23 protein-coding genes and 1 riboswitch are annotated in these 25,663 nt (G+C 36.7%); of the genes, 18 read left to right on the top strand and 5 right to left on the bottom strand.

The window, feature by feature from the left end:
• Positions 1-16: 16 nt before the first annotated feature.
• Positions 17-172, top strand: coding sequence for a GxxExxY protein (locus DDF69_RS13330; RefSeq protein WP_114821215.1), 156 nt, complete (start codon positions 17-19; stop codon positions 170-172).
• Between the two features lie 118 nt (positions 173-290).
• Positions 291-1,049, top strand: a complete 759-nt coding sequence (gene tpiA / locus DDF69_RS13335) for a triose-phosphate isomerase (protein WP_062671267.1) — start codon at positions 291-293, stop codon at positions 1,047-1,049.
• A 77-nt stretch (positions 1,050-1,126) separates the two neighbouring features.
• Here the strand turns inward: tpiA and DDF69_RS13340 are convergent, their stop codons facing one another.
• On the bottom strand, positions 1,127-2,395 hold the full coding sequence (locus DDF69_RS13340; protein ID WP_114821216.1) for an esterase-like activity of phytase family protein: 1,269 nt from the start codon (positions 2,393-2,395) through the stop codon (positions 1,127-1,129).
• 223 nt (positions 2,396-2,618) lie between these two features.
• Positions 2,619-2,811: riboswitch (cobalamin riboswitch) on the top strand.
• 62 nt (positions 2,812-2,873) lie between these two features.
• Here DDF69_RS13340 and DDF69_RS13345 point away from each other — a divergent pair.
• A complete protein-coding gene (locus DDF69_RS13345) occupies positions 2,874-3,980 on the top strand; it encodes a T9SS type A sorting domain-containing protein (RefSeq protein ID WP_114821217.1) in 1,107 nt (368 codons plus the stop codon).
• Positions 3,981-4,318: 338 nt separating this feature from the next.
• Here DDF69_RS13345 and clpP read toward each other — a convergent pair whose 3' ends face one another.
• Positions 4,319-5,005, bottom strand: a complete 687-nt coding sequence (gene clpP / locus DDF69_RS13350) for an ATP-dependent Clp endopeptidase proteolytic subunit ClpP (RefSeq protein ID WP_027373257.1) — start codon at positions 5,003-5,005, stop codon at positions 4,319-4,321.
• Between the two features lie 112 nt (positions 5,006-5,117).
• Complete coding sequence (gene dnaG, locus DDF69_RS13355) at positions 5,118-7,103, bottom strand: DNA primase (RefSeq protein ID WP_114821218.1); 1,986 nt, start codon at positions 7,101-7,103, stop codon at positions 5,118-5,120.
• A 414-nt stretch (positions 7,104-7,517) separates the two neighbouring features.
• Here dnaG and tsaE point away from each other — a divergent pair, with 414 nt between their 5' ends.
• From tsaE to DDF69_RS13400, 9 genes are all read left to right on the top strand, one after another.
• A complete protein-coding gene (gene tsaE, locus DDF69_RS13360) occupies positions 7,518-7,925 on the top strand; it encodes a tRNA (adenosine(37)-N6)-threonylcarbamoyltransferase complex ATPase subunit type 1 TsaE (protein ID WP_114821219.1) in 408 nt (135 codons plus the stop codon).
• Between the two features lie 67 nt (positions 7,926-7,992).
• On the top strand, positions 7,993-9,183 hold the full coding sequence (locus DDF69_RS13365; RefSeq protein ID WP_114821220.1) for an alanine dehydrogenase: 1,191 nt from the start codon (positions 7,993-7,995) through the stop codon (positions 9,181-9,183).
• Positions 9,183-9,554: a DUF4258 domain-containing protein gene (locus DDF69_RS13370; RefSeq protein WP_034692291.1), complete on the top strand. Its 372-nt coding sequence runs from the start codon at positions 9,183-9,185 to the stop codon at positions 9,552-9,554. The genes DDF69_RS13365 and DDF69_RS13370 overlap by 1 nt, the downstream gene beginning before the upstream one ends.
• A 16-nt stretch (positions 9,555-9,570) precedes the next feature.
• Positions 9,571-10,344 (top strand): histidine kinase, encoded by a 774-nt coding sequence (locus tag DDF69_RS13375; protein WP_114821221.1) that lies wholly within the window; start codon positions 9,571-9,573, stop codon positions 10,342-10,344.
• Entirely contained in the window at positions 10,319-11,029 is a 711-nt protein-coding gene (locus DDF69_RS13380) for a LytR/AlgR family response regulator transcription factor (RefSeq protein WP_114821222.1), read from the top strand. The genes DDF69_RS13375 and DDF69_RS13380 overlap by 26 nt, the downstream gene beginning before the upstream one ends.
• Before the next feature lie 110 nt (positions 11,030-11,139).
• Positions 11,140-11,529, top strand: a complete 390-nt coding sequence (locus DDF69_RS13385; protein ID WP_114821223.1) for a hypothetical protein — start codon at positions 11,140-11,142, stop codon at positions 11,527-11,529.
• Between the two features lie 96 nt (positions 11,530-11,625).
• Entirely contained in the window at positions 11,626-13,905 is a 2,280-nt protein-coding gene (locus DDF69_RS13390) for a cation:proton antiporter (protein WP_228411993.1), read from the top strand.
• Between the two features lie 100 nt (positions 13,906-14,005).
• Positions 14,006-14,497: a hypothetical protein gene (locus DDF69_RS13395; protein WP_114821224.1), complete on the top strand. Its 492-nt coding sequence runs from the start codon at positions 14,006-14,008 to the stop codon at positions 14,495-14,497.
• A gap of 27 nt (positions 14,498-14,524) precedes the next feature.
• Complete coding sequence (locus DDF69_RS13400; protein WP_114821225.1) at positions 14,525-15,067, top strand: hypothetical protein; 543 nt, start codon at positions 14,525-14,527, stop codon at positions 15,065-15,067.
• A 6-nt stretch (positions 15,068-15,073) separates the two neighbouring features.
• On the opposite strand, the gene DDF69_RS13405 is transcribed toward DDF69_RS13400, so the two are convergent.
• Entirely contained in the window at positions 15,074-15,721 is a 648-nt protein-coding gene (locus DDF69_RS13405; RefSeq protein ID WP_114821226.1) for a hypothetical protein, read from the bottom strand.
• A 414-nt stretch (positions 15,722-16,135) separates the two neighbouring features.
• On the opposite strand from DDF69_RS13405, the gene DDF69_RS13410 reads away from it, so the two are divergent.
• The 6 genes from DDF69_RS13410 (at position 16,136) to DDF69_RS13435 (ending at position 24,048) form a co-directional block, all read left to right on the top strand.
• Positions 16,136-17,209 (top strand): LysM peptidoglycan-binding domain-containing protein, encoded by a 1,074-nt coding sequence (locus DDF69_RS13410; protein ID WP_114821227.1) that lies wholly within the window; start codon positions 16,136-16,138, stop codon positions 17,207-17,209.
• A gap of 1 nt (position 17,210) precedes the next feature.
• Positions 17,211-18,062 (top strand): DUF4280 domain-containing protein, encoded by an 852-nt coding sequence (locus DDF69_RS22200; RefSeq protein ID WP_185144350.1) that lies wholly within the window; start codon positions 17,211-17,213, stop codon positions 18,060-18,062.
• Between the two features lie 3 nt (positions 18,063-18,065).
• The gene (locus tag DDF69_RS13420) at positions 18,066-20,759 is read left to right on the top strand and encodes a M23 family metallopeptidase (RefSeq protein ID WP_114821228.1); all 2,694 of its coding nucleotides are present in this window, start codon (positions 18,066-18,068) and stop codon (positions 20,757-20,759) included.
• Positions 20,756-22,090, top strand: a complete 1,335-nt coding sequence (locus DDF69_RS13425) for a tetratricopeptide repeat protein (protein WP_114821229.1) — start codon at positions 20,756-20,758, stop codon at positions 22,088-22,090. Before DDF69_RS13420 ends, DDF69_RS13425 begins: the two co-directional genes overlap by 4 nt.
• 62 nt (positions 22,091-22,152) lie before the next feature.
• Positions 22,153-22,950, top strand: a complete 798-nt coding sequence (locus DDF69_RS13430) for an SH3 domain-containing protein (protein ID WP_114821230.1) — start codon at positions 22,153-22,155, stop codon at positions 22,948-22,950.
• A 255-nt stretch (positions 22,951-23,205) separates the two neighbouring features.
• The gene (locus DDF69_RS13435) at positions 23,206-24,048 is read left to right on the top strand and encodes a prephenate dehydrogenase (protein ID WP_114821231.1); all 843 of its coding nucleotides are present in this window, start codon (positions 23,206-23,208) and stop codon (positions 24,046-24,048) included.
• Between the two features lie 109 nt (positions 24,049-24,157).
• Here DDF69_RS13435 and DDF69_RS13440 read toward each other — a convergent pair whose 3' ends face one another.
• Positions 24,158-25,576, bottom strand: a complete 1,419-nt coding sequence (locus tag DDF69_RS13440; RefSeq protein WP_114821232.1) for an L-serine ammonia-lyase — start codon at positions 25,574-25,576, stop codon at positions 24,158-24,160.
• Positions 25,577-25,663 lie beyond the last annotated feature (87 nt).

Genomic DNA, 25,663 nt, shown 5'->3' on the forward strand with positions numbered 1-25,663 from the left:
ATGCAGATTTCTATTAATGACAGAAAATGAAATTTCATACATCGTTCGTAAATGTGTTTTCAATTTATATAATCAGTTAGGACCTGGTTTACTTGAATCTGTATATCAAAAAATAAATTTTAATACCTCCAATATTCTGGACAATATAAAGAGAGTGGTAAATAACTTATAATAAATAATTAGATTACATTAATCTGCTAAATCAAACAAATCCGCGAGAGCAAAAAAGAGTCTCGCAGATTATCCAAAAAAGAAAAATTAAAAAATAAATAAATCTATATTTAAATCTTATGAGAAGAAAAATAGTTGCAGGAAACTGGAAAATGAACAAAAATGTAATTGATGCACAACAATTAATGATTCAGTTACTAAGCTATAAAAACAACAATGCTACGAACTGTGAGGTTTGGATTGCTCCCCCTGCATTGTATTTGATGATGGCAAAAGACGTTTTTGAAAAGGATGAAATCGGAGTATTTTCTCAGGATATGAGCGAGCATGAAAGCGGCGCCTATACTGGTGAAATTTCTGCAGATATGCTGGAATCTATTGATGCAACCGGATCATTAATCGGGCATTCTGAAAGAAGACAATATCACGGAGAAACAGATTCTCACTGTAACAGAAAAATCAAATTAGCTCTTGATAAAGGGCTTATTCCTGTTTACTGTAACGGAGAAACTCTTGAGCAGAGAAAAGCAGGACAGCACCTTGAGGTCGTAAAAAATCAGACTGAAGTAGCTCTTTTCACACTTTCCGCGGAAGAGATTAAAAAAGTAGTGATTGCTTACGAACCGGTTTGGGCTATCGGAACAGGAGAAACGGCAAGTCCGGAGCAGGCTCAGGAAATCCACGCTCACATCAGAAATATTATCGCTTCAAAATACGGACAGGAAGTTGCTGACGAGGTTTCAATCCTTTACGGAGGTTCTGTAAAACCTGACAATGCTAAAGAAATTTTCTCTCAGCCGGATATCGACGGTGGTCTTATTGGAGGAGCAGCTTTGAAATTAGAGGATTTCTCTAAGATTATTGAAGCTTTTAATTAATATAAAGGATTGATATATCATCCAATAAAAAGCGGCGGAATCTTCGATTCCGCCGCTTTTCCGCTAAAAAAATCTAATTATTGAATATCGACTACATACATTGTTCCTTTATCTACTTTACCCGTTTTAGGCAAAATTTTAGCTTTTGGATTTCCGCTTCCATCATCCACTACTCCAAAGTCATCATCATTGAAAACAGCCAGTTTATTATTTCCCAAATAAACAATTCCCTCGAATTTATCATGTTCATAGCCCAGTTTTGCTACCAGATCTACGGCTAATGTTTTGGTAACAGCTTTTATTCCGGCATTGGTAATTTCATCCCATGAACATTGCTCTAAAGCTTTTCCGTTAATTTTCATTCCGTCCACCGCATTAATATCAGTTCCATTCACATCGGAAGCACTGCTCAGATTGATTCTGTATACTTTTTTGATTCCTCCCTGAGATCCGAAATTTCCGTCTCTTTCAATCACCAGGAATTCATTATTGCTAATGGCTGTAATATCACACACCGAATCAGAAGCTCCGCCATCCTGTTTGTATAAAAACTGCCTGGTTTGCCCTGTAATAATATCAAAAGTGACAATTCTCGTTAAAGTAGTATTGGTAGCCAATGCTTTACTAGGAACAAACATCATAGATTGTATGGTGCCTACCAATGTTCTTCCGTCCGGAGTGATGCAAAGTCCTTCCATACCTCTGTTGGCCCTTCTTTTGGCTAAAACAGCAGGCAGTTTTCTTGGTCCTGTATTTACGCCAACAGGGCTTATTCTTTCCATCTCGATTCCATCAGCACTATAATGTACGATATGTGGACCATATTCATCAGAAACCCAGAATGTACCGTCAGCGGCAGCAACAATACTTTCGCTGTCAAGACCATACTGATCAGTACCTAAGACATTTCCGGAAGCATCGTAAGCAATCTCTCCTGTACTTCCCATTCCTGCAGGATTTGGAAGCCCGGTAATAGGTTGTCCGGATGGATTTTTAAGTTTAATATATTTGATGACCTCTACATTTCCGTCAGCATTGATTTTAAAATGCATAATGGTTGGAGTAAAATTAGGAGCAAGAAACTTTTTCCCGTTCTGGAAGTCGGTATTAGGTCCTCGGTCTGTAATGACATAGAATTCACCTTTTCTGGTAGGATGAGCGGCTGCTCCGGAACCAAAACCTCCGTTGATAACATCCACACCGTTTATTGTAGCCAGTTTTGTAAAGGGAAACTCCTGAGGGAGTTTGGAATAATTAATATCCTGATTAATTATGGTGGTATCATCATCACTTTTACATGAAGCCAGTACAGCCAGTATACCCACAGACCATAGTAATTTTTTCATATGATATTTTATGGCTGCGAAAATAGAACTTGATTGTAAACTGATCTTGAATACAATGATAATTGTTTTTTAACAATAGAACAGACAGAAGCATTGAAGATAAATAAGAAAAGAACCTATTTAAAAATGAAAAACCAACAATCTCACCAAATCATCAATCAATTTGAAAATCAATTTTTTAAAGGGAAATAATTCACAAAACGAACTTATCAATTTATATGATATATTTGCAGCGTTTTAAGGCTGAACAATGTTCATTAATAGGGAATCAAGTGAGAATAATATTCAAATCTTGGGCTGTACCCGCAACTGTAAACTGTTTAAACTTACTGCACGAAAAACCACTGGACGTGAAAATCCGGGAAGGAAGCTGTAAGATGTGAGCCAGGAGACCTGCCGTAAAACACCAGATTCAGAGAAAGAATTATTTCTCCTCTGAAGATAAGTTTCGGGAATAAAACTTTAAATTAATTATATCATGAGGAAAATCTATCTTTTTTTCTTACTGCTTTGCATGCAGCTATTGTCGGCCCAATTCACAGAAAATGACATTAAATTTTGGGTAGGAACAGGTTCTAAAAAAGCGTATCTCATTGCAGACTTTAATGATGACAGCACCCCAAATTCTTATGCATGGGGATATCGTTTTGACGGTGATGGCCTGTTGATGGAAGATCTTATCAATGCAATTGTGTCAGCAGAATCCAACATGCAGGTTGACATTCCTACAGGATATCTTTCTATTCTGAATTATAATCATCATACATCCAGTACTGATGACAGCTGGATAACATGGTCCGGATCCAGTGCATCAAACATGACATGGAACAATGGTGTAGGTTATACTCCTTTGGTGGACGGAAAATGGTATGGGGTCACATACGGCCTTGATCATTACGATATTCCTCCCTCTGCTCCCGTTGCAGCCTACAATTCTTCTTGGTTTAGTCCTTCTCAGGTTACGAACTGGGTGGGAACAGGAACTAATAAAAGCCTTGTCGTTATTGATTTCGGAACTGATAATACCAACGGAAATGCCAATTCTTTTGTTTTTGGAATTAAATATAACGGAAGTATAACTGCTGAACAGGCGCTACAAATGATCCAGTCTCAAGCTTCCTATTTTAATTTTACATCAGCAAACAACCAGATTTCTACCCTATCATTGAATTCATTGACTGGGAATACTTCCGGATCAGACAGCTGGAAGTTATATAAAGGAAAAGATCTATCAAGCTGGCAAGCAAAAGCCAATCTTTCTCAGATTCAACTGAGTAACAATGATTGGTTTGGATTGAGTTTCGGGCAAAGAAGACCATTTACTCCAACCGAAGCACAGCTTACTTTAGGGATTTCCTCTGTGACAAAGAAAAAATTCATTGTTTATCCAAATCCGGCAAGTGATTTTATTCAGATTGAAACGGCTGAGAAACTGAAAGAAGTGAATATTTATTCTGCTACAGGACAGAAAGTAATGACTTCACAGTTTACTAAGATTGATATTCATTCTTTAAATACGGGAGTTTATTTTGTGGAGATTAAAACAGCTGAAAATACGACAATACATAAGATTGTTAAGAAATAGAGAAAGTGCCTTGAGGCGCTTTTTTTTGTTGGGATATGCGTAAAATATACTGTAAAACCACCCCGTCAAAAATTCTTTGAATTTTTGCCACCCCTCCAGCGGAGGGGAATTTTTACCCCTTCAGTTGGAATTTTGGTCAGGTTGTAATTTTTCTCTAACATCTGTTCTTGAATCATTGTGGCTGGATTCTACGGAATGACAAACTGTATGGATAAACCATCATTCCAATTGTGTTATTCCATAGAATCTAAGCATTCAGTAAAATGAGCGGTTAAAATACAAATCCACCAAAAAAACCGCACCAGACTGGTGCGGTTTTCTGATGATGTGACCATCAATTATTTTTTCTCTGTAGATCTTTGTAAAACCTCATCTACCATTCCGTAGCCTTTTGCTTCTTCAGAAGTCATCCAGTAATCTCTGTCAGAAGATTTTTCTACCCACTCGTACGTTTGTCCTGAGTGATGACCGATGATTTCATAAAGCTCCTGCTTCAATTTCAACATCTCTCTCAAGTTGATTTCCATATCAGAAGCAACTCCCTGAGCACCTCCTGAAGGCTGGTGAATCATAACTCTTGAGTGCTTAAGCGCAGAACGTTTTCCTTTTTCTCCTGCAACCAATAATACAGCTCCCATTGAAGCAGCCATACCTGTACAGATTGTTGCTACATCGGGCTTGATGATCTGCATGGTATCATAAATACCTAAACCTGCATATACACTACCACCAGGAGAGTTGATATAAATCTGAATATCTTTTGAAGGATCAGCACTTTCTAAGAATAAAAGCTGAGCCGTAACAATGTTTGCTACCTGATCATCAATACCTGTTCCAAGAAAGATAATTCTGTCCATCATCAGACGGGAGAAAACGTCCATCTGAGCAACGTTTAATCTTCTCTCTTCCATGATGTACGGAGTAAGATTCGTTGGGCCATACATTCCCATATACTGATCGGTAACCAAACCGTTGTTTCCTAAATGTTTTACAGAGAAATCTCTGAATTCTTTTTTAATGTCCATATTTCTATTATGTATTATTTTTTAAATATTCTCGAAGTTTAAATTACAATATTTATTCCTAAAATTTTATAGGACTTTTTGTCACAGAATATTAAAAAAACTGACTTAAAAATTATCTTTTTCTACCATAGATTCCTTTGATAGGTGAATATTCGATGATATTACTCAATCGCATGGAAGCCTGTTTCAATAATGTAATTTTCTTGATAAGCTCATAGTACTTTCCTTCATCAGTATCCCTGTACACATCCAGCTCTTTATCTGTTTCTGTAATTAAATAATCAATATATCTGTATTTGTGCAGCAAAACATCTCCCTTGATCTGATCTGCCACTTTATCACCATAATTGGGAGGATAAATATTTCTGGAAGCCCAGTTTTCAAGCTCATCCAACGGGATCAGAGCGTCTACAACCTTGGTGGTAATTTCTTCGTCCATAAAAGATACAAAAAAGTTTCCACTTCTCAACTCATCTTTTTGAATCCCTTCCCTCACCTGAGTAATAATGATTTCATTGCCTTTAACTAAAAATGCATACTGCTCTTCTTCAAAATGATGAAGAATTTCCTCAATTACAGTAATCTGATATTCTTCTCCCTGTTCATTTCTACGTTTCAGAATAATATCTCCAAATGCCAGCATGTGTTCAACAAGTTTATTCTCCATGAACAGTACATCATACAGAAAAGGATCTTCTTTTTCCTGATCCAAAGGCACAACTTCCATTTTCGGAACGGCTGTTTTCTCTTTCTGCTGCTGTTGAACATGATGCGTTTGATTCTGTGTGATCTGCTTCTGAACATCCAGTTCATTGAAAAGACTCTGCTCAGAAAGTCCGAATTTATTGGAAACTTCTTTAAGATAAACCTCTCTTTTCAGGGCATTTTGTACGAAAGAGACAGATTTCACAATATCTCTGATTGCTTCAGCCTTTTTAATCGGATCATTTCCGATATCTCTCAGGAGAATTTCCGCCTTGAAGTCGATGAAGTCCATCGCTTCATTTTCGATGTACTTTTCAACGTAATCCTGCGGGTGTTTTCTGGCAAAGGAATCCGGGTCATCTCCATCCGGGAAAAGCAAGACACGGATGTTCATTCCCTCAGTCAGCAGCATATCAATACTTCGGAAACTGGCTTTGATACCGGCATTATCACCATCAAAAAGAATCGTTACGTTTTCCGTAAGCCTTTTAATAAGTTTGATTTGTTCTGTCGTCAAAGACGTTCCGGAACTTGCCACTACGTTTTCGATTCCGGACATATGAAGGGAAATCACGTCCATATATCCTTCCACCAAAAGACAAGCATTCTTTCTTGAAATAGCCTGCTTACTCTGATTTAATCCGTAAAGAACATTGGATTTATGATAGATCTCCGTTTCCGGGGAATTAAGATATTTTGCAGTTTTAACATTGTTCTTAAGAATCCTTGCTCCAAAACCTAAAACCCTGCCGGAAAAACTGTGAATAGGGAAAATAACCCTTTCTCTGAAACGGTCTACGCCTGCAGGAGTATTTTCAGGAAAAATAGAAAGTCCGGATTTTTCAAGAATCTCTTTAGTATATCCTTTTTCCAGGGCATAAGCCGTGAAAGCATTTTTCTTCTCCGGAGAATATCCAAGCTGGAATTTCTTAATGATATCATCCTTCAATTGCCTTTCTTTGAAATAAGAAAGACCTATACTTCTACCCTCCTGATCATCCCAAAGGATCTCCTGAAAATAAGTATTGGCAACCTCATGGATCTTATACAAGAGATCTTTTTCAGTCTGGGCATTTTTTGCTTCTTCAGAAATTTCACGCTGATCTTCTTCAATTTCAATTCCGTATTTTTTTGCAGCGTGGCGGAGTGCTTCAGGATACGTAAAGTTCTCAATTTCCATAAGGAAAGAGATCGCTGTTCCCCCTTTTCCTGTGGAGAAATCCTTCCAGATCTGCTTACTGGCAGAAACTACAAAGCTGGGAGTTTTTTCGTCATGGAAAGGACTGAGTCCTTTGTAGTTAGACCCTGCTCTTTTCAACTGCACATATTCGCCCACAATCTCTTCAACGCGGATTGTGGAGAATATCTTATCAATGGTCTGTTTGGAAATCATGCTGTAAAATTAAGTATTTTTATGGAAAAGTTGGATGGGTTGGAGAGTTTCAGATACAGGATATGGGGTTCGGGTTTCGAGGTATTGGGCTGGAGAGTTTGAGAGTTAGAGGGTTTTAGGGTGCGAGAGTGTTTGAGGAAAGAGTTTCAAGATTCAATTTATCGAGGTTAGAGGGTTTGAGAGTTAGAGGGTTTTAGGGTTAGAGAGTGGGAACATTTTGCGCCCGGGATGACGAGATTCGAGGTTTTTGGTAGTAGAGTTTGAATGTGTAGGAGTTTAACTCATAACTTATAATTCATCATTCATAATTAATAACTTCCAGCTTCTAGCTTTCAACTGTTAATTTCTAACTTCTAACTTCTAGTTTCTCATTTAAAACTCATAAATCATTATTTTTGCAAAACAAATTAGTATATGCAGTTCACTATTCATACAATCGAAGACTGGCAGGAAGTTGTTGACAACATCATTCCTCAATTACAACATAATATTCTTTTATTAAAAGGAAATCTGGGAGCAGGGAAAACAACATTTACTCAATTTCTGCTTAAAAATATGGGCAGCAATGATGAAGTCAACTCTCCCACGTATTCTATTGTGAATGAATACAATACAGAAAAAGGAAAAGTGTATCATTTTGATCTTTACCGTCTGAAAAACATTGAAGAAGTGTATGATATCGGTATTGAAGAATACCTGGACAACTCTTTTTTATGCATTATCGAGTGGCCGGAAGTGTATGAAGAGGATCTTTACGGTCTTAACTACCATACAATGAGTATTGTAAATACGGGTGAAAACAGAGAAATTTCATTCGAGTAAATATTATGTATCTTTGCTCATTAATTGAGTGTAAAAAACAATCTGTAAGACATAATTTAATTTAAGGATGAGTACAAATATTTTTACTCCTTTCACAGAAGAAGAATTAATGCCGAAAGAGGAAAAATTGGAGGTTATAAAAAAAGGAAAACAGTTCAGTATTGGAATTCCTAAAGAAACCTGTCTCAACGAAAGGAGAACCTGCATTACTCCTGACGCCGTACAGGTGTTGGTAGAGCACGGCCATGAGATCATTATTGAAGCAGGGGCCGGAGAAGGTTCATTCTTTACAGATTTACAATATTCGGAATCTGGAGCGAAGATCACCAATGATCCTAAAGAAGCTTTCGGGCAGGATCTTATCCTGAAGGTGAATCCTCCTACAGAAGACGAAATTGAGTACATGAAACCTAATACCTATCTGGTTTCAGCACTTCAGATCAACCTTAGAGACAAGGATTATTTCTTAAAGCTTGCAGAGAAAAAAATAAACGCCATCGCTTTTGAATTTATCGTTGATGAATACAAGCAACTGGCTTTGGTAAGATTAGTCGGGGAAATTGCAGGAACCGTTTCTATTTTATACGCCTCAGAATTATTAGCCTTATCAAATGGTTTAATGCTTGGAGGAATTACAGGTGTAAGACCTGCAGAAGTTGTGATTCTTGGAGCCGGTATTGTGGGTGAATTTGCTACAAAAGCAGCCATTGGTTTAGGAGCGAGTGTAAAGGTTTTCGATAATTCTTTATCAAAGCTGAGAAGACTTCATACCATCGTTGACAGCCGTGTACCGACTTCTATTATTGATCCTAAAGAACTCAGTAAAAGTTTAAGACGTGCTGATGTAGTAATCGGGGCGCTACCAAGATTAAACATGACCCCTATCGTTACAGAAGATATGGTCATGAAAATGAAAAAAGGCAGTGTCATCATTGATATCACGATAGACAATGGTAAAGTGATTGAAACCTCAGAACTGACCACTATGGAGGATCCTTACATCATCAAACATGGTGTTATCCATTGCGGACTTCCGAACCTTACCTCAAGAATGCCGAGAACTACCACTAAGGCCATCTCGAATTTCTTCCTTTCCTATATTTTAAATTATGACGAAGAGGGCGGCTTTGAAAACATGCTGATCCGCAAAAACGAAATGAAGCAGAGCTTATATATGTACAAAGGAAGACATACCAAAAAGATCATCTGCGACCGTTTCGGACTTACGTACCACGATATCAATCTTTTAATTTTCTAATGAAGAAACTGAAATTTTATGCAATAGGCTTCGTTCCGGGGCTTTTGATCGTATTTTTTATTTTAAACAAAAAAGGGGCAAGCTGCAGCGGATATTTACCGAACAGCCGTGTGATTGCTGAAAGCCTTTCCAAAGAATTCAAATATTCTGAGGAAGCTAAAAATGCAATGACGACCTACAAGATTGATGAGAAGTTTATAAAAGACAGCATCATTACCAACGGAAAAGTAGACTTTGACCGTAGCCATGCACAGAAAAAACCATGTCCGGATTATCTAATCACTTATCCTGAAAAAAATCCGTCTTACGAAATCACTTTTGAAAAGTGTGAAGAAACCGTGACAGTAAACGGTCTTAAGAAACTTAAATAGTTTTCAAAAACGAGCTATGGACGGCAATTACTACATGATTCATGATTATCTGATATTCATCGGAGTTTTTGCCATTTTCCTGTTTCTGACAGTAAGCATTTATCTCTTCAGCCAGAACCAAAAGCTGAAACAGAGAAATACCAAACTAACAGAAACCAACAAACTTATTGAGCAGCGCCTGAATGAAGTTCGTCTGGAACATATCGGCACAAAGCTGAATCCGCATTTGTTTAAGAATATTCTGAATTCGGTGCAATCTCATGCCTATCAGACCTATATGTCACTGGATAAGCTGGCGAATGTGCTGGATTATATTTTGTATGAAAGCAACAATAAGTATGTAAGCCCTAAAGAGGAGCTTAGTTTTGCTTTAAGCCTTATTGAGATTAATAAAATAAAGATCAATCCACTTTTTGACTTCAGAATCAAATCAAAGATTAATAAATCGGATGCTTTATATGAAGAAAAGGTATTTGCTCCGCTGATCTCTGTGGATCTTATTGAAAATGCCTTCAAACATACGGATTTCCTGGCTCAGGACTCCTTTATTTCTATTTATATGGAGCTTGAAGGTGGAATTTTCACGATGAAAGTCAGCAATAAAGCATCTCTGAAAAATATTCTGGAGAAAGAGAAAAGCGGTTTCGGAAGCCAGTCTTTTGATCAAAGGCTTAAAATGATCTACAGTACGTATTACCAGCTGGAAAGAAGTTCAAAAAACGGAATCTTTACTGCAGAATTAAAAATCAATTTAGGAGAATTCTATGATAAAATGCGTTATTCTGGATGATGAATTACTGGCCATCAGTTATTTAAAACTTCTATGCGAACAGATTGAGAATGTAGAAGTGGTAAAAGCATTCAATGATCCTAAAATCTTTCTGAACGAAATAGACAGCCTCGACTGTAATCTATGTATTCTGGATATTGAAATGCCCGGAATGACAGGCCTTCAGGTGGCTGAGATTATTTCAGGTTCTAAAAAAATCATCTTTACAACAGCTTACAAAGAATATGCTGCCGAAGCTTTCGATTTGAATGTGGTAGATTATGTAAGGAAACCCATCAAAAAAGAAAGACTGATCCAGGCCTTCGAAAAAGCTAAAGAACTGGTAGAAAATGCGCCTAAAAAGACCTTTATCGAGTGGAATACCAATATTGGAAAAACAGTTATATTCACAGAGCAGATTTCCTATATCAAAACCTCTGAAATTGATAGCAGAGACAAAGATATTATCCTAAGTGACGGAACAACCATCGTCTTAAAAAACCTGAATTTTAAAAACCTTCTGGAAATGCTTCCCGCAAAAGATTTTGCTCAGGTCAACAAAAAAGAGATTATTGCATTGTCTTCCATTAAGGTATTTTCAACCAACGAAATCATTACAACCATTCCTACGGAAGATCACTCTTTTCTGAAACTTCAGATCGGTGATGCCTACAAAAGCTCACTGATGGAGCTCTTCGGAAAATAGGTCTTTTCCAAATCTTTCCGGTTTCATTACAGAATATAAGTCCTTCATTACAACTCCCCTTTTTCAGTATTGAATCCTGTTAATTTTGCATAGAATTAATTGATTTTATAATGAAAAATTGTTTCTATGCTGCAGGACTTCTCATATCCGGCTTTTGTTTTTCCCAGGAAACCTCTTCAAAACTGAAGGTCTCATTTTTTGACGGAATAGCAGTAGCCGGATATGTGGATCATGGTGCTTACCTCAACTTTACAGGCCCCAATATAAATCTTACCCATAAAAGCGTAAAATTCATTGTTGGAATGCTTCCTTCTCTGAGAATTAAAGAAGACCATTCTTCCGGAACTAAAAACAGTCCTATTATGCCTACGCTGGGAGCAGGTCTTACTGTGGTCTATAAAAAAATAGCCTTCCAGATTCCTGCCTACTATAACACTAAGACAGCAGATCAGAATGGAAACTGGAAAATAGGCTTCGGACTCGGCTATTCATTCAAATAGATTTTATTACATTTTTTAGAACATTCATTACATTTTAAAAAAAAGAGTATTTAACATAACTATATTCTTTTCAACTTTGCATAAAATATTGGAATCATGAATTTGGGGAAATACAAAAATTTAATTTTCTACATTACTACCATCGCTGTTTTTTCGTGTCTGATGTATTATTTCATCATCGAAGGACAGACGCTGGAAGTAAAAGAAAATATTGTTGCTAACACCAGCAGCGGTTCTACCTGGGAAAATTTCCTGGAATCTTTCAAAACCAACCTTCACCATCCGCTTGCCTTATTATTGGCGCAAATTGTCACCATCATCATGACGGCAAGGCTTTTCGGGTGGATTTGTATGAAAATAAAGCAGCCAACAGTCATCGGAGAAATGATTGCAGGTATTGTGCTGGGACCATCATTAGTGGGAATGTACTTCCCTGAGTTTTCAGCTTTTCTTTTTCCAAAAGAATCATTAGGCAACCTTCAGTTTCTAAGCCAGATAGGCCTTATTCTTTTCATGTACATCGTTGGAATGGAGCTGGATCTGAGTGTATTGAGAAAAAAAGCTCATGATGCCGTGGTCATCAGCCATGCGAGTATTATTATTCCTTTTGCTTTGGGAATCGGGCTTTCTTATTTTGTGTATCAGGAATTTGCACCGGATGGTATCCAGTTTACCTCTTTTGCTTTATTCATAGCCATTTCTATGAGTATTACCGCATTTCCGGTACTGGCGAGAATTGTACAGGAAAGAAATCTTCAGAAAACCAAACTGGGAACGATTGTTATTACCTGTGCTGCGGCCGATGATATTACAGCATGGTGTATTCTTGCTGCTGTAATTGCTATTGTAAAGGCAGGTTCTTTCGCCAGTTCTATCTATGTGATCATCATGGCAATCGCCTATGTGTTTTTAATGATTAAAATTGTACGGCCATTCCTGAAAAGAATCGGAGATCTTCAGGCTGGAAAAAACACGATCAGCAAGCCCATGGTGGCTATTTTCTTTCTGACCCTTATTTTGTCAGCATATGCTACTGAAGTAATCGGTATTCACGCTTTATTCGGAGCTTTTATGGCAGGTGCCATTATGCCGGAAAACACAAAATTCCGTACACTTTTTATTGATAAAGTAGAAGATGTGGCTTTGGTACTTTTGCTTCCGTTGTTCTTTGTATTTACAGGACTTCGTACGCAGATCGGACTTCTGAATGACAGCCATCTGTGGATGACCGCCGGATTTATTATTCTGACAGCTGTTCTCGGAAAATTTGCAGGAAGTGCGTTGACAGCACGATTTGTAGGCATTAACTGGAAAGAAAGTTTAACGATAGGAGCTCTGATGAATACCAGAGGCCTTATGGAACTTATTGTCCTGAACATCGGATATGATCTTGGAGTTTTAAGCCCCGAAATCTTTGCAATGCTCGTAATCATGGCACTTTTCACTACTTTCATGACAGGTCCTGCCTTAGACTTTATTAATTTTATTTTTAAATCTAAAAAAAATCAGGACGAACCCCTTCACGAAAACGACTCCAAATATCGTGTTCTCCTCTCTTTTGATAAACCGGAATCCGGAAGTACTCTCTTAAAACTGGCTCACAATTTCACTCATAAAATGAATGGCAATAAAAGCATCACTGCCATGAATATTGCTCCGGTAGATGAGATGCATGCTTATGATATCAACGAGTATGAAGACTCACAATTCCAGAATGTGATTGAGACTTCTCATGACCTTAATCTGGAGGTGACTACCCTTTTCAAAGCTTCTACGGATATCGAAAGCGATCTTACCAGCATTACCAACAAAGGGCATTATGACCTTCTGCTGATCATGCTAGGGAAATCTATGTATGAAGGTAGTTTATTAGGAAGGTTATTAGGTTTTACCACCAAGATTATTAATCCTGAAAAACTTCTGAACACGGTAAAAGGCAAAGGAAACATATTCAACAATTCTCCTTTTGACGATTTTACCCTTCAGATCCTTGACAAAACCAATATTCCGGTGGGGATTTTGGTAGAAAAAGATTTTAAAGCGGCAGACAAAGTGTTTGTTCCGATCTTTAACCTGAGTGATTTTTACCTTCTTGAGTATGCTAAAAGACTGATCAATAACAATAATTCCCAAATTATTATTCTGGATGCCGCAGGACAGATCCGAAATAATATTGAAGTGAAAGAACTGATCAGAAGCATTGAGCAGGTAGCTCCAAACCACATCACCCTGTACAATGAGAAAAAGATTGAAAAAGAATTTCTGAATGCTCAGGATCTGATGCTGATCAGCAGCAAAAGCTGGAAAAATCTGATTGATACAAAGAGTCTATGGCTGTCCGACATCCCATCCACATTAATCATATCAAATCCATAACATAATAACACCGATATTTCTATTTCTATTGAAGCTGTAAATATTATTCGTTGTCTGTAAAGAAAAAACGGGTATATTTATAGCTTCAATTTTTTGGGACATGCTGATTAACAGTGAAAATGGAGTTATAGAGCTGGAAGCCCTTGCTACCACACTTTATAAAGGAATGAGTCTTGATCAGCTGAAACAGTCTGATTTTTATAAAGAAAAATTTCATACGCTCCGGGATGTAAAAACCGGATATTATTGGTATTATTTTAAGAGTATAGAAATAGCAGGCTACCAGGTATCTTTCAGTTTGTGTTTTTTTGGAGATCAATTGGATATCATCCATATGAATACCTCTGAAAAGACCGATGCCAAAGACTGGAATGAATGGACAGAGGAAAAAGAAATGAATGTTTTCCGCCGGAATAATACTTTCCTGACCAAAGTCCTTGGAATATCACCCACCCAAAAAAAGAAAAACCCTTATCCCAGCTGCACCTTCAAATTTCTCTGGGGAAATGTATGGTCGGTCTACGATCCACGAAGTGCCAGCAGCTTTATGGGAATCAGTTTTAATGAAGAGGAAAAAACAAATAAAAAATAACTTATAACCAAAGAATAAGATAATACTATGTGCCGATATGCCATGATGGTTTACAAAGGACATTATGCCTGTTTCAACTGCCAGAAAACTTTCAAACGCCGCCACCTGAAAGATGTGGACCGGGATGCTCAGGTCTCTGTGGAAGCCAAGTGCCCGGAATGTGGAAGTCTGATGGCTAATATGGGACTTGACTTTAAGTCACCGGCAAAGAATGACGATAAACAATGGGCACACATCAAAGATCTGTATACGGTTGGGATCACTTTTCATTCATGTGGATGCTCTGGCCCGGGATATATCCCTCAGGACAGGAAAGCTATTATTAATTATCTTGAAAAAATCCGCTCAGAATATATGCATGCATTGGTATTCTGGAGATACCGCATAGAACCCGAAAATAAAAAAGAACGCGAGCTGGACTATCAGAAAAACAGCTCACACCTATGGGCCGTCAACCGTAATGCTTTCAAAGAAACGGTGACCAATCAGGAAGGAATCAATTATTGGCTTAAAAGGATTAATGAAGTGGAAGAAAGACTCCATATTATCAAAGCTGATCAAAAGAAATAACAGATATTATTCTGCCAGTTTCAGAAGCTTTTTGAAACGCTCTGTTAAGTTTTTCTCCTGTTCAGACGGATAATCAGCACCGATATTAAATCCACGTCCTGTAGTATTACTGATCATAATGATATTTCCATTTTCAAAGTAATTCCTGGTTGTGATAACCTCGGACTTATTAAAATCAAATGCTTGCGTATCATTATTCTCTTTCATTGCTTTTGTATCATAGAAAAGCGGACGATTATACCTGTACTCTTTCTCAAAAACAAAAGACAGCTGCCCGTTCATAAGATAATATTCTATCAACATTTGTCCCATTTCTCCATAATGTCTGGCAATAACTTTTTCCAGCCCTTTATCGGTATAATAAAATACAGACTCTCCTCCTTCTGCAGATTCTCCTTCAATATCTTTCTTTTTAACAGAAGTCCATTTTGTCATGGAATTGATTCTTTTAAAATTAGCCTGAATAGGTTTTATCCTATTTTTTAAACTCTTGCTGCCTGTAGAATCTTTCTCATTAAATGTTTCCCCAATCTTTACAGTATCCTGTGCTTTGGTGGTGAAAAAAACAGACGCTTGATCACCGGACTTCTGAGCATGTACAGAACCCCAACTGATCAATGTTATGAAAACTCCGTGTAAGAATCTATTCTTCATATTGGCTTTTTTATAGCTTTAAAATTAATAATAACTTTTGGTTGTTTTGTATATCATGAAACCACAAAAGTCACAAAAGTTTCTTATTTGCTTGTTTTAAGTTACAACTAACTGTTTTTAAAGTTCACAAGCTTTGAAAAACCTTATAGGAGCTAAGATTCCTACGGAATGACAAACTGTATGAATAAACCATCATTCCAATTATGTCATTCCGTAGGAATCCACCCACCTTAAACCAACAAGAAAAACATGAACAAAAACTCCAATCCTGACTAGAATCACAACTGAAGACGTAAAATTCCCATCCTTTGGCAGGGTGGCGAAAATTCAAAGAATTTTTGACGGGGTGGTTTTCTGTACACCATCAATCTCATGTCGTAATTCTACGACAATTTTTAAAATTTAACCTCAAAAATGAATTTCCAACAGAGTTTTTTAATAGCTTTATCAGATAATTCACTTTGGATGGAAATTGATTTCTTACAATATCAGGTACGGAATGGAGACACGTTGACCTCTATCGCTTCCCGGCTGGGCATGACCAGTGAGGAGCTGAAGTTGTTTCATAATTCCCATTGCCAAAAGATTGATAAGGTTTGGTTTGAAAGCCTTAATGATGTTAAAAATATCTTTGTTCCTACAAATTTTAAAACCAAAGAACAAAAAGAGCTGGAAAGAAAAAGTACTTTTCCTTCTCAGTGGTCTGATTCTTTTTGGGCTAAAAAATATACAGGAAACGAAACTTTTGAAAGTCCGTATGAATCTTCGGTTAACATCAGTTACACCATTGAGCTCAATCTCCGCAAAGACAAAAATACAAGTTGGCATATCCTGAATTATCTTCAAAGCAATTTTAAATCCGGCGGAAATACACCTGATGATAAGGTAAGCAGCCTTTCCATTGCCTGTATGCAAAGCATTATGCCTCTTGAATTTGTGATCAATGAACAAGGCAAAATCACCGGATTTGCAGACCATAAGAAAATGACAGAGACTTTTTCCGAACAACGTAAAGAACTTGAGGAGTTTTATGTAGGTGAAATTTTTCAAAACTATATGAATACGTTTGAAAGAAATATCAACGATGAAATGTTTTTATTAAAACAGTTTCAGAGTACGCTCCTATTTCAGACCCTATTTCCAAATATAGATTGGTTTCAGAAGAAGACAAAATGGAAAGAATCTTTCTATTTAGTGCAGAACTCTTTTCCGGTACAATGTGAAATCAATATTGAACAGGAAAATGAAGATGACAACTCTGTTTTGACTGTTTTAAAAGGTAAAATCACTGAGTTATGTACTTCGCAGGAAATCATGCGTGGCATTAAACTTCATGAAGCATTGGCTGAACCTGCATCAGGAACTATCGTATTAGAATACACCACACACACTAAAAATAAGAATCTACTTGAGGTAAAAGCATCTGTTTTGCTCAGTCATGAAGATCAATTTATTCACCAGCATCACATCAATATAACACAAGGATAATATGAAAAATTATGTCACACAGAAAGGCGATACGTTCAGTTCTCTGGCCCGGCAGTTTAAGCTGAAAGATGAGGGTATTTTGAAAACCTATCATAATCTTCACTGCCCTCCTGAAGATGTTATGCAGGAAGCTGTTCCAGGAAAAGCCATTTTAATTCCGGAAGATCCACAGCTTATGGCTGAGGAAAAAGAACATGGAAACAGCTCAACGTCATCACAAGAAGAAGCTACAGAGGAAATCTCCGCAAATGAAGAAAACGCTACAGAAGAGCAGCCAGAAGGCGGAGAACAGACATCTGAAAATACAGAACAACAATCTGATAAAGAGGAAAAAAAAGATAAAAAAGAAGACAGCGGATCCAGTCCTCATGAAGGAAAATATTTCGTTGTGCAAAAAGGAACCGTGCAATGCAATCAGGGATTTAAATTTCCAAAATTTAAAGTAACCAGCCATCAGAAACATTACTGGAATGATGAAGAAGGAAACGCTGATTATCTGGCCGTAACAGAGGATGACCTTCAGCTAGATCCTGCGGCACAACCATTCGGACAGTGTAAACTGAAGCCAACCTCCGGAGGATATCTTCCCTGTGCTTACGCTCCTGCTGGAAAATGGCAGAAAACGTATGAAAAAGTAAAAGTCCTGGGAAAAAGCTGTCTTACAGAAATCTCAGAACTGATGTGCAGCACAGGAGGAAAAATAACGATTCTCAAGCACGGACAGCAAAGTGAGGCAGGCAAAAGCCATGTGGGAAAAGCAAATACCCAGGAACAGCAGGTTTATAATCCCGTTGTGGATTTTGATGAATTCAAGGAAGATACAAAAGGGACAGACAAACTTTATTACAGCTAAGCCATGACAGGAACTATTATCGGGAATCAGAATCCTCTGGTAGGAACCACCTACTCCTACGAAATAAAACCTTCTATCCTCTCCTTCGGATTGAAAGGTGATTACGAATGGTATCTTTATAAGAAACAAAAGAACGGAAGCTGGAAAGACATTACCAGCCAACCTAAAAAGGGCGAAAAAGTAACCTACAAATTTGGAGAAATAGCACTGGGAATAGAATTTCAAATGAAAGTCTACGAGACCAAGAAAGGAATTTTACCTGGACTTCCCACAACTAAAGAATTGGTTGCCAGTATCATATTAATCCCTACCAGTAACAAAGTTTCAAAAATAGATAAAGTAGTGCTCTTCAACAGAGGAGGAGCAAACGTTAATAAAGCCAGTTATCGGGATACTCTCATTGCTCAGGCTCACTGCATCGCCATGTTTAATAAAGAGATTGAATTCCATCTTTGGGAGGATGATGCGCCTGGAAAAGGTCATGACCCTGTTATCAATAAAAACAACCGCCATACTCGAAGTTATAAGGCTCGGGTTAATGAAAAAGGGATTGCAGAAGTACAAATACCTTTGATGTCTGACGAAAAAATCCTTCGCCAGATGGCCAATCAGTTTCTGATGAAAGGTGATAATAATGAAGGTGCCAATCATGAATATTATGTTACCGCCACTTATTCAGGCCAAATTCAGGGAGCCAGCCAGGTGAATGTAGATGTGACCAATCCGGATTATAAAGGACAGCCTCAAAATCAGCCAAAACCCAAGCCGCAACCTGAGAAACACACGCCAAAATTCCCGGCCGGACAAGGAGGTGGTCCCAAACAGCCGGATCCTAAAGGCAATATTATAGAAGCCCTTTTCATTGATGATAAAGGAAAAGAACTTTCCAAAGTTGCTGTAGGAGATAAAGTTAGGGTAAGAATCCACTCCAAAAATATGGTGGGAAAACACATCCAATATGTTATCTGGGAATATGATACCACTTCCAATGATGAAGTCTACAGAAGCGGAAATATTAAAATTCCTGCCGATGTATGTGATACTTCAGGATTTATCATTACCAAAGATATTTTCGGAAAAGGAATAGACTCCCCTATCGGCGATCCGGATTCCGATGCACAAAATTATTTCATCGAAATTATCTCCAAAGACCTTTCTGCGGAATCTCAGAAATTTGGGGTAAATTCGGAAGGACTGATGCAGGTGGAGAAGGTGAAAAGTGCGGCGGGGGTGCAGAAGCAGCCTGAACCTGAAGCTCCGAAAGATGGTAAATGCAGATCATGTCAAATATCATTAAGCACTAATGATTTGGATAAGTTTATGACAGCTGCAGGGCATGGTTCAATACTTAATAAGGCACCATATAATACAAGAATACCGGCATATATTAATAATTTAAATAAATATATGACTGATTTTGAAATTAATAATAACTGTTATAGGAGAGCAAATTTTCTAGGGCAGGTTGCTAAAGAAACTAAATTTTGGAGTTATAAAGAAGACTTTATATATCCACCAAGTAGATTAAAAAGTAAATTTAGTAACTTCAAAACAGAGATAGGTAAAAAGCATGCAGAAGAATGGGGTTATGGAAGTGACAAATCAGAAATTACAAAAGAAAGAGAAATAAAAATTGCAAACTGGGCATATAGTAGAGGAGATAAAGCAAAAGATCTAGGAAATAATATATGTCCAGAAAATGATTTACAAAACCCTGAACAAGATGGTTATAAGTTTAGGGGACGAGGACTGATACAATTAACTGGAAGAAAAAATTATCAAGGATTTCAAGACTGGTATAATAAAAATTATACTAAAGTTGGATTAGCTCAACAAGATTTTATGAAAAATCCAGACTTATTATTTAATTCAGAATACATTGTATTATCTGCAATATATTTTTGGATGAAAAATAATTTAAGTAATATTGCTGATAAAGGTATTGAAAAGGAAAACGTTAGAAAAATAAGTAATGTTATTAACTCTGGAGAAGATGACGCTACAAAAGCCATTAGATATGACTATGTAAAAGCAGCACATGTTATGCTAAGTGAAAAAGCATCTGATTGTCCATTTAAAACTAAAGGCGAACCACGAAAAAAATCTAACGAATGGCATGATCCTATAGATAATCCACAAATTACACTTCACAATTTTAGCGGTGGCTATGATCCTGACTTTAGTTCTTTTGGTGGCCATAGGGGTAGGCCACATACAGGTCTGGATATTTTTGCAATTAATAAAAAAACTAAAATATATGCTTGCTTAAAAGGTGAAATTGTATATAATGATGTTATTCCTGGTTATGGTAAAACTATTGTATTAAAAGTAGACAAGGAACTATTAGAGAAACATAAAAAAAATTATACATTAAAGTATGATAAAGAAGTAACAAAAGGAGATTTATATGACTCCGGAAAAGATCGATATATTTTATATGGTCATTTGAATAGCTTTGAATTTAAAAGCAAAAATGTAGAACCTGGAGATGTAATCGCAATTTCAGGTGTAACTGGAGTTGCTGAAGGAACACATGGTCCACATTTACACATTGAATTTTCAAGCAAAATGCTTCCACAGAAAGGAGATAATTATAAGTATAGATGCAATCCTTTACTATATATATCCCTTTCAAAAGAAGATCTACAATTACAAAAACAATATAATAAAGCAAATAGAAGCACTGATAAAGTATGAGAACCTTAATATTATTAATATTTTTCACTTTCGCTGTACATAATTGTAAAGATTACAAAAGAGAAAAGATAGAAAACAAAAAGACTATTATCCATGAAGAATTAACATTTTCCCCTGTTACAGAAATAAGAAAAGACTTTAATTTACAAGGAAAAAGTTATAAATATGAGTATAAATTTGACAAAAATATTATAAGGATAGCTGCCAAAAACTATGATGGAGGCTTTTACAATGAGGTCTATTCAAACAATTCTCTAATTGGCAAATTACAAAAGAATTCTTGGAGCTGTACTCCTTATTATTATAAAAATAAAAACCTTGGTCTGCTTTTCATTGAAGAAGGAGATGAGAGTGGTATTTGGGGATATAGTATTTTTTTAGTCAAAGAAAAAGAAATAAAAGAAGTTGGTTTTATTGATATTTCTTCAACCCAGGATTCACCGTTAAATAAATTTTTAAGTTTTACTCAAGAAAATAACTTTATTATATTTAACTTTTTAGAGCCCCAGTTTTTTTCAAATGAAAATACCATCAATAAATCTGATCAAACAGTTAAAATTGACTTAAGTACATTAAAAATCATTAAAAGCTCAAATAACAATACAAACAGCAATATTGCATTTTCTTTAAAAGATCATAATTATACTATAAACTTCACAACAAAGTCAATTGTTCCAAAAACTGATGATGTTTATTTTGAAAACAATTTTCTGGTCATAAAGAAAACAGCCGAAGAAAATACCCCTCATAATCTTCTTACTTACAAATATTATTTTATTTCAACCTCTAAGACTTTACAGTTAAGTAAGATAAACTTTTCTAAAGAAACCTATGTTGAACATGATGATATCTGTAAATTATCATATACTTATTTACCTAATAACGATTCTACTTTTTCCCCTGACGAGATAAATACATTTACAGAAAAAGATCTGGATATGTATATTAGGAAATTGGATTTAAAACAAGCACTGGATATTGTCTCAAAGATTAATAAAGACTATCAGTGTACCCCACCATTAACTGAAAATGAAATCAATCAGCTTTTAAAACAATATCCACTCAATGAAAAAACGGTAAATGATTATAATAATATAGCTTACTATCAGGAACAAAATAAAGATTATAAAAGCTCCATTAGCATCCTTGATAAGATACTGTCTCAATATCCTGACAGGGTTGTTGCCTGGTTAAATTATGCAGATGCTAAATGGGGACTTAATAACAAACAAGAGTCAAAAGAAGCTTATATAAAATATTATAATCTTATGAATAGCCAATCGAAAGATATGTCCAGAGTACCACAAAGAGTTAGAGACAGGATGAAGTAAAAGTACTAAATGGAGTAAAGAAATTAAGCCTACTGATTTTTAAAACCTTCAAAGTAAATTTAATGAAAAATATATTCCTGTTTATTGCTTTAACACTCGGGTTCACCTGCTCTTCCCAACATAAAAACAAAGGTATTGTAAAACTCCGACAGCCATCAGCTGAAACTACAAGAAGCTCATTCGAAACCTACATCAATAATGAAGATTATTTCATAAAGACCTTTGATATCAATAAAGATGGCATCTCTGACAAAATTGTAAGTAACAAACCTTATCAAGGAGAAAATTTATTTATCTTTTTGGGGGATAAGGAAGGTAAATATACATTAGCACTGGAAACAAGAAACTTCTCTGAGGATGGAGGTAATGTTATCAATGATATCCTTCCAATATCCGGAAATAAAGGGTTCACTATAAAAACATCCTTCCCTGACCGCGGATATTATGAAAAAGAATATAATATTATCCTGGATAATAACACCTGGCTTCTTAAAAATATTATCTATAAAACAATGTCAGATATTTCTCAGGATGCAGTAAAATATATTTGCGATGTTCCCCAAAATATTGATATCCAGAAATACGGATGGACTGATAAAATAATACCCATTCCTGAGGAAAATGTAAGAGCCAAAAAATGTAGAGTAGAGAAAAGTCACAGTAAAACAGCCTTTTACATTCAGGATAGTGATGGTTTTACCAACCTAAGAAAGGAGAAAAACTCTTCTTCCCAAATCCTGCAAAAAATCAATACAGGTGAACAAGTTGAAGTTTTAGACCAAAACGGAGATTGGTGGTTAGTGGTTTCTAAGGCAGGTAAAAAAGGATATGTTCATAAAAGCAGAATAAAATCTGAATAATAATCTCTGATTGCTCCCAAAAACAACTTGTTAAAATATGAAGTTTACCACAAACTATTAATCTCATGTATACAAAAGTTAGAAAAGAAATTTCGTCTCATTAAAAAAATATTTTTACCTTTGCTATGTGAATTTTAATAACGGAACATATTATTATAGAATTTTTACCTCAGCTCTGGGATAGGGATTCTTATGAATATAATTTAAAACCTCGTCCTAGGGACGAGGTTTTTTTATTTTAAAAAATAAAGAAAGATGAAAATAAGTATTATTGGAGTAGGATTAATTGGTGGTTCGATGGCTTTGAAATTAAGAGAAAAAAACATCGCCAGTTTCATCTACGGAATCGATAACAATACACAGCATATCAGTGACGCATTAGAACTTAAAATCATTGATGCCGGAGTAGATCTTGAGCATGGAATTAAAAATTCGGATCTGATTATTCTTGCCATTCCTGTAGATGCGGCAAGAAAACTATTGCCTTCTGTTCTTGACTTAGTAACTGACCAGCAGACGGTAATGGATGCAGGTTCTACAAAAGCAGGCATCGTAAATGCGGTAAAAGACCATCCGAAACGTTCAAGATTTGTGGCTTTCCACCCGATGTGGGGAACAGAAAATAACGGTCCGAAATCCGCTATTGCAGAAAGTTTCTCCGGAAAAGCAGGTGTCATTTGTAACAAAGAAGAATCCGCAGAAGATGCACTGAACATTGTTGAACAAGTGGTTAATGCCCTTGATATGCACATGATTTACATGGATGCCCAAGATCACGATGTCCATACCGCTTATATTTCCCATATTTCCCACATTACATCTTATGCCCTTGCCAATACGGTATTGGAAAAAGAACGTGAGGAAGAAACTATTTTTCAGCTTGCGAGCTCCGGTTTTTCAAGTACGGTACGTCTTGCCAAATCGCATCCTGAAATGTGGGTTCCCATCTTTAAACAAAACAAAGAAAATGTGCTGGATGTGCTGAACGAACATATCTCCCAACTCAGAAAATTCAAATCTGCCCTTGAAAAAGAGAATTATGAATACCTTGAAGAGCTGATCACCAATGCCAACAGAATCAGAGGAATTTTAAGGTAAGCAATTCCACACGATACTAAAAGCCCAACGGTTTTTACTTTTATTTTATTAAGAAACCCTTAGTCAGTAATGTCTAAGGGTTTTATGTTGTAAAATAATGGTATTTCTATTAACACTCCGGAACGTTAACGGCAATGGCAAGTCCGCCTTCGGAAGTTTCTTTAAAACGGTCACTCATAGACTGAGCCGTTTCCCACATGGTAAGAATCACCTCATCCAATGTTACCTTTGCCTTGGTAGGATCACTTTCCAGTGCGATATTGGCTGCCGTAATGGCTTTCATCGCGCCCATTGTATTTCTTTCGATACATGGAATCTGTACCAATCCTTTAATTGGATCGCAGGTTAATCCAAGGTGATGTTCCATCGCAATTTCTGCCGCCATCAATACCTGCCCTACGCTTCCTCCTAAGATTTCTGTAAGTCCGGCTGCTGCCATGGCAGATGATACTCCGATTTCCGCCTGACATCCTCCCATCGCCGCAGAAATAGTTGCATTTTTCTTGAATAAGGTCCCGATTTCTCCTGCTACAAGCAAGAATCTTATAATATCCTCCTCACTCGTAAATGGGGTAAATGCCTGAGAGTACATCAATACCGCCGGAATAACCCCACTCGCTCCATTGGTAGGCGCAGTAATAATCCTTCCGAAACTTGCATTCTCTTCATTCACAGCCAGTGCAAAACAGGCAATCCACTTGTTGATATTAGTAAAGTTCTCTTCAGCGTCTACTACCTGCTGGAACCATTCATCTTTATTTTTATAAATCTTATCTCCCAGCAGCTTTCTGTTGATTCCTGCTGCTCTTCGGGTAACATTCAGTCCGCCCGGAAGAATTCCTTCTTTGTTTACTCCTTTATAAATGCATTCTTTGATCTGCTGCCAGATGTAAAGCGCTTCCTGTCTTGTTTCGTCCTGAGTTCTCCAGCTTTCTTCATTCATGAAAATCAAATCTGACATTTTGTCAAATCCCAGCTTTTCACAGTATTTTGCAATATCTGAAGCTTTATGACAAGGATACAGCGTACGTACACACTGCTTCTGAATAGAGTTTTTTTCCTGGCTGGCAATGAAACCGCCTCCTACAGAATAAAAATCCTGCACAAGTTCAGTTCCGTCTTCGAAAACAGCTCTGAAGATCATTCCGTTCGGATGAAAATCAAGGCTCTTTTTCATGTTTAAAATCAAATGATGTCCGTAGATGAATGGAATTACCTTTTCACCACCAAGATTAATGGTCTGAGTACTCTTGATGTAATCTATCTTTTCATCAATTTTTGAAGTGTTGATCGTCTTAAAATCTTCTCCGTTCAACCCAAGCATTCCGGCAATATCAGTTCCGTGCCCAATCCCCGTTTTGGCGAGTGAGCCAAAGAATTCAAGAAAAACTTCTTTAACTTCTTCGATTGATCTTTCTCTTTTTATAATCCTGATAAATGCAGCTGCTGCATTCCAAGGTCCCATTGTATGCGAACTGGATGGGCCTATCCCTACTTTAATAATCTCAAAAACCGATATTGATTCCATAAATGATTCGTCATTTTCCTCAGAAACAAAGATACATGATAAATCCTAATATATGCATAGCAAAATCTTAGATTTATTTGGTTTTGA

Source organism: Chryseobacterium sp. KLBC 52, from assembly GCF_003347605.1.
Lineage (GTDB): Bacteria > Bacteroidota > Bacteroidia > Flavobacteriales > Weeksellaceae > Chryseobacterium.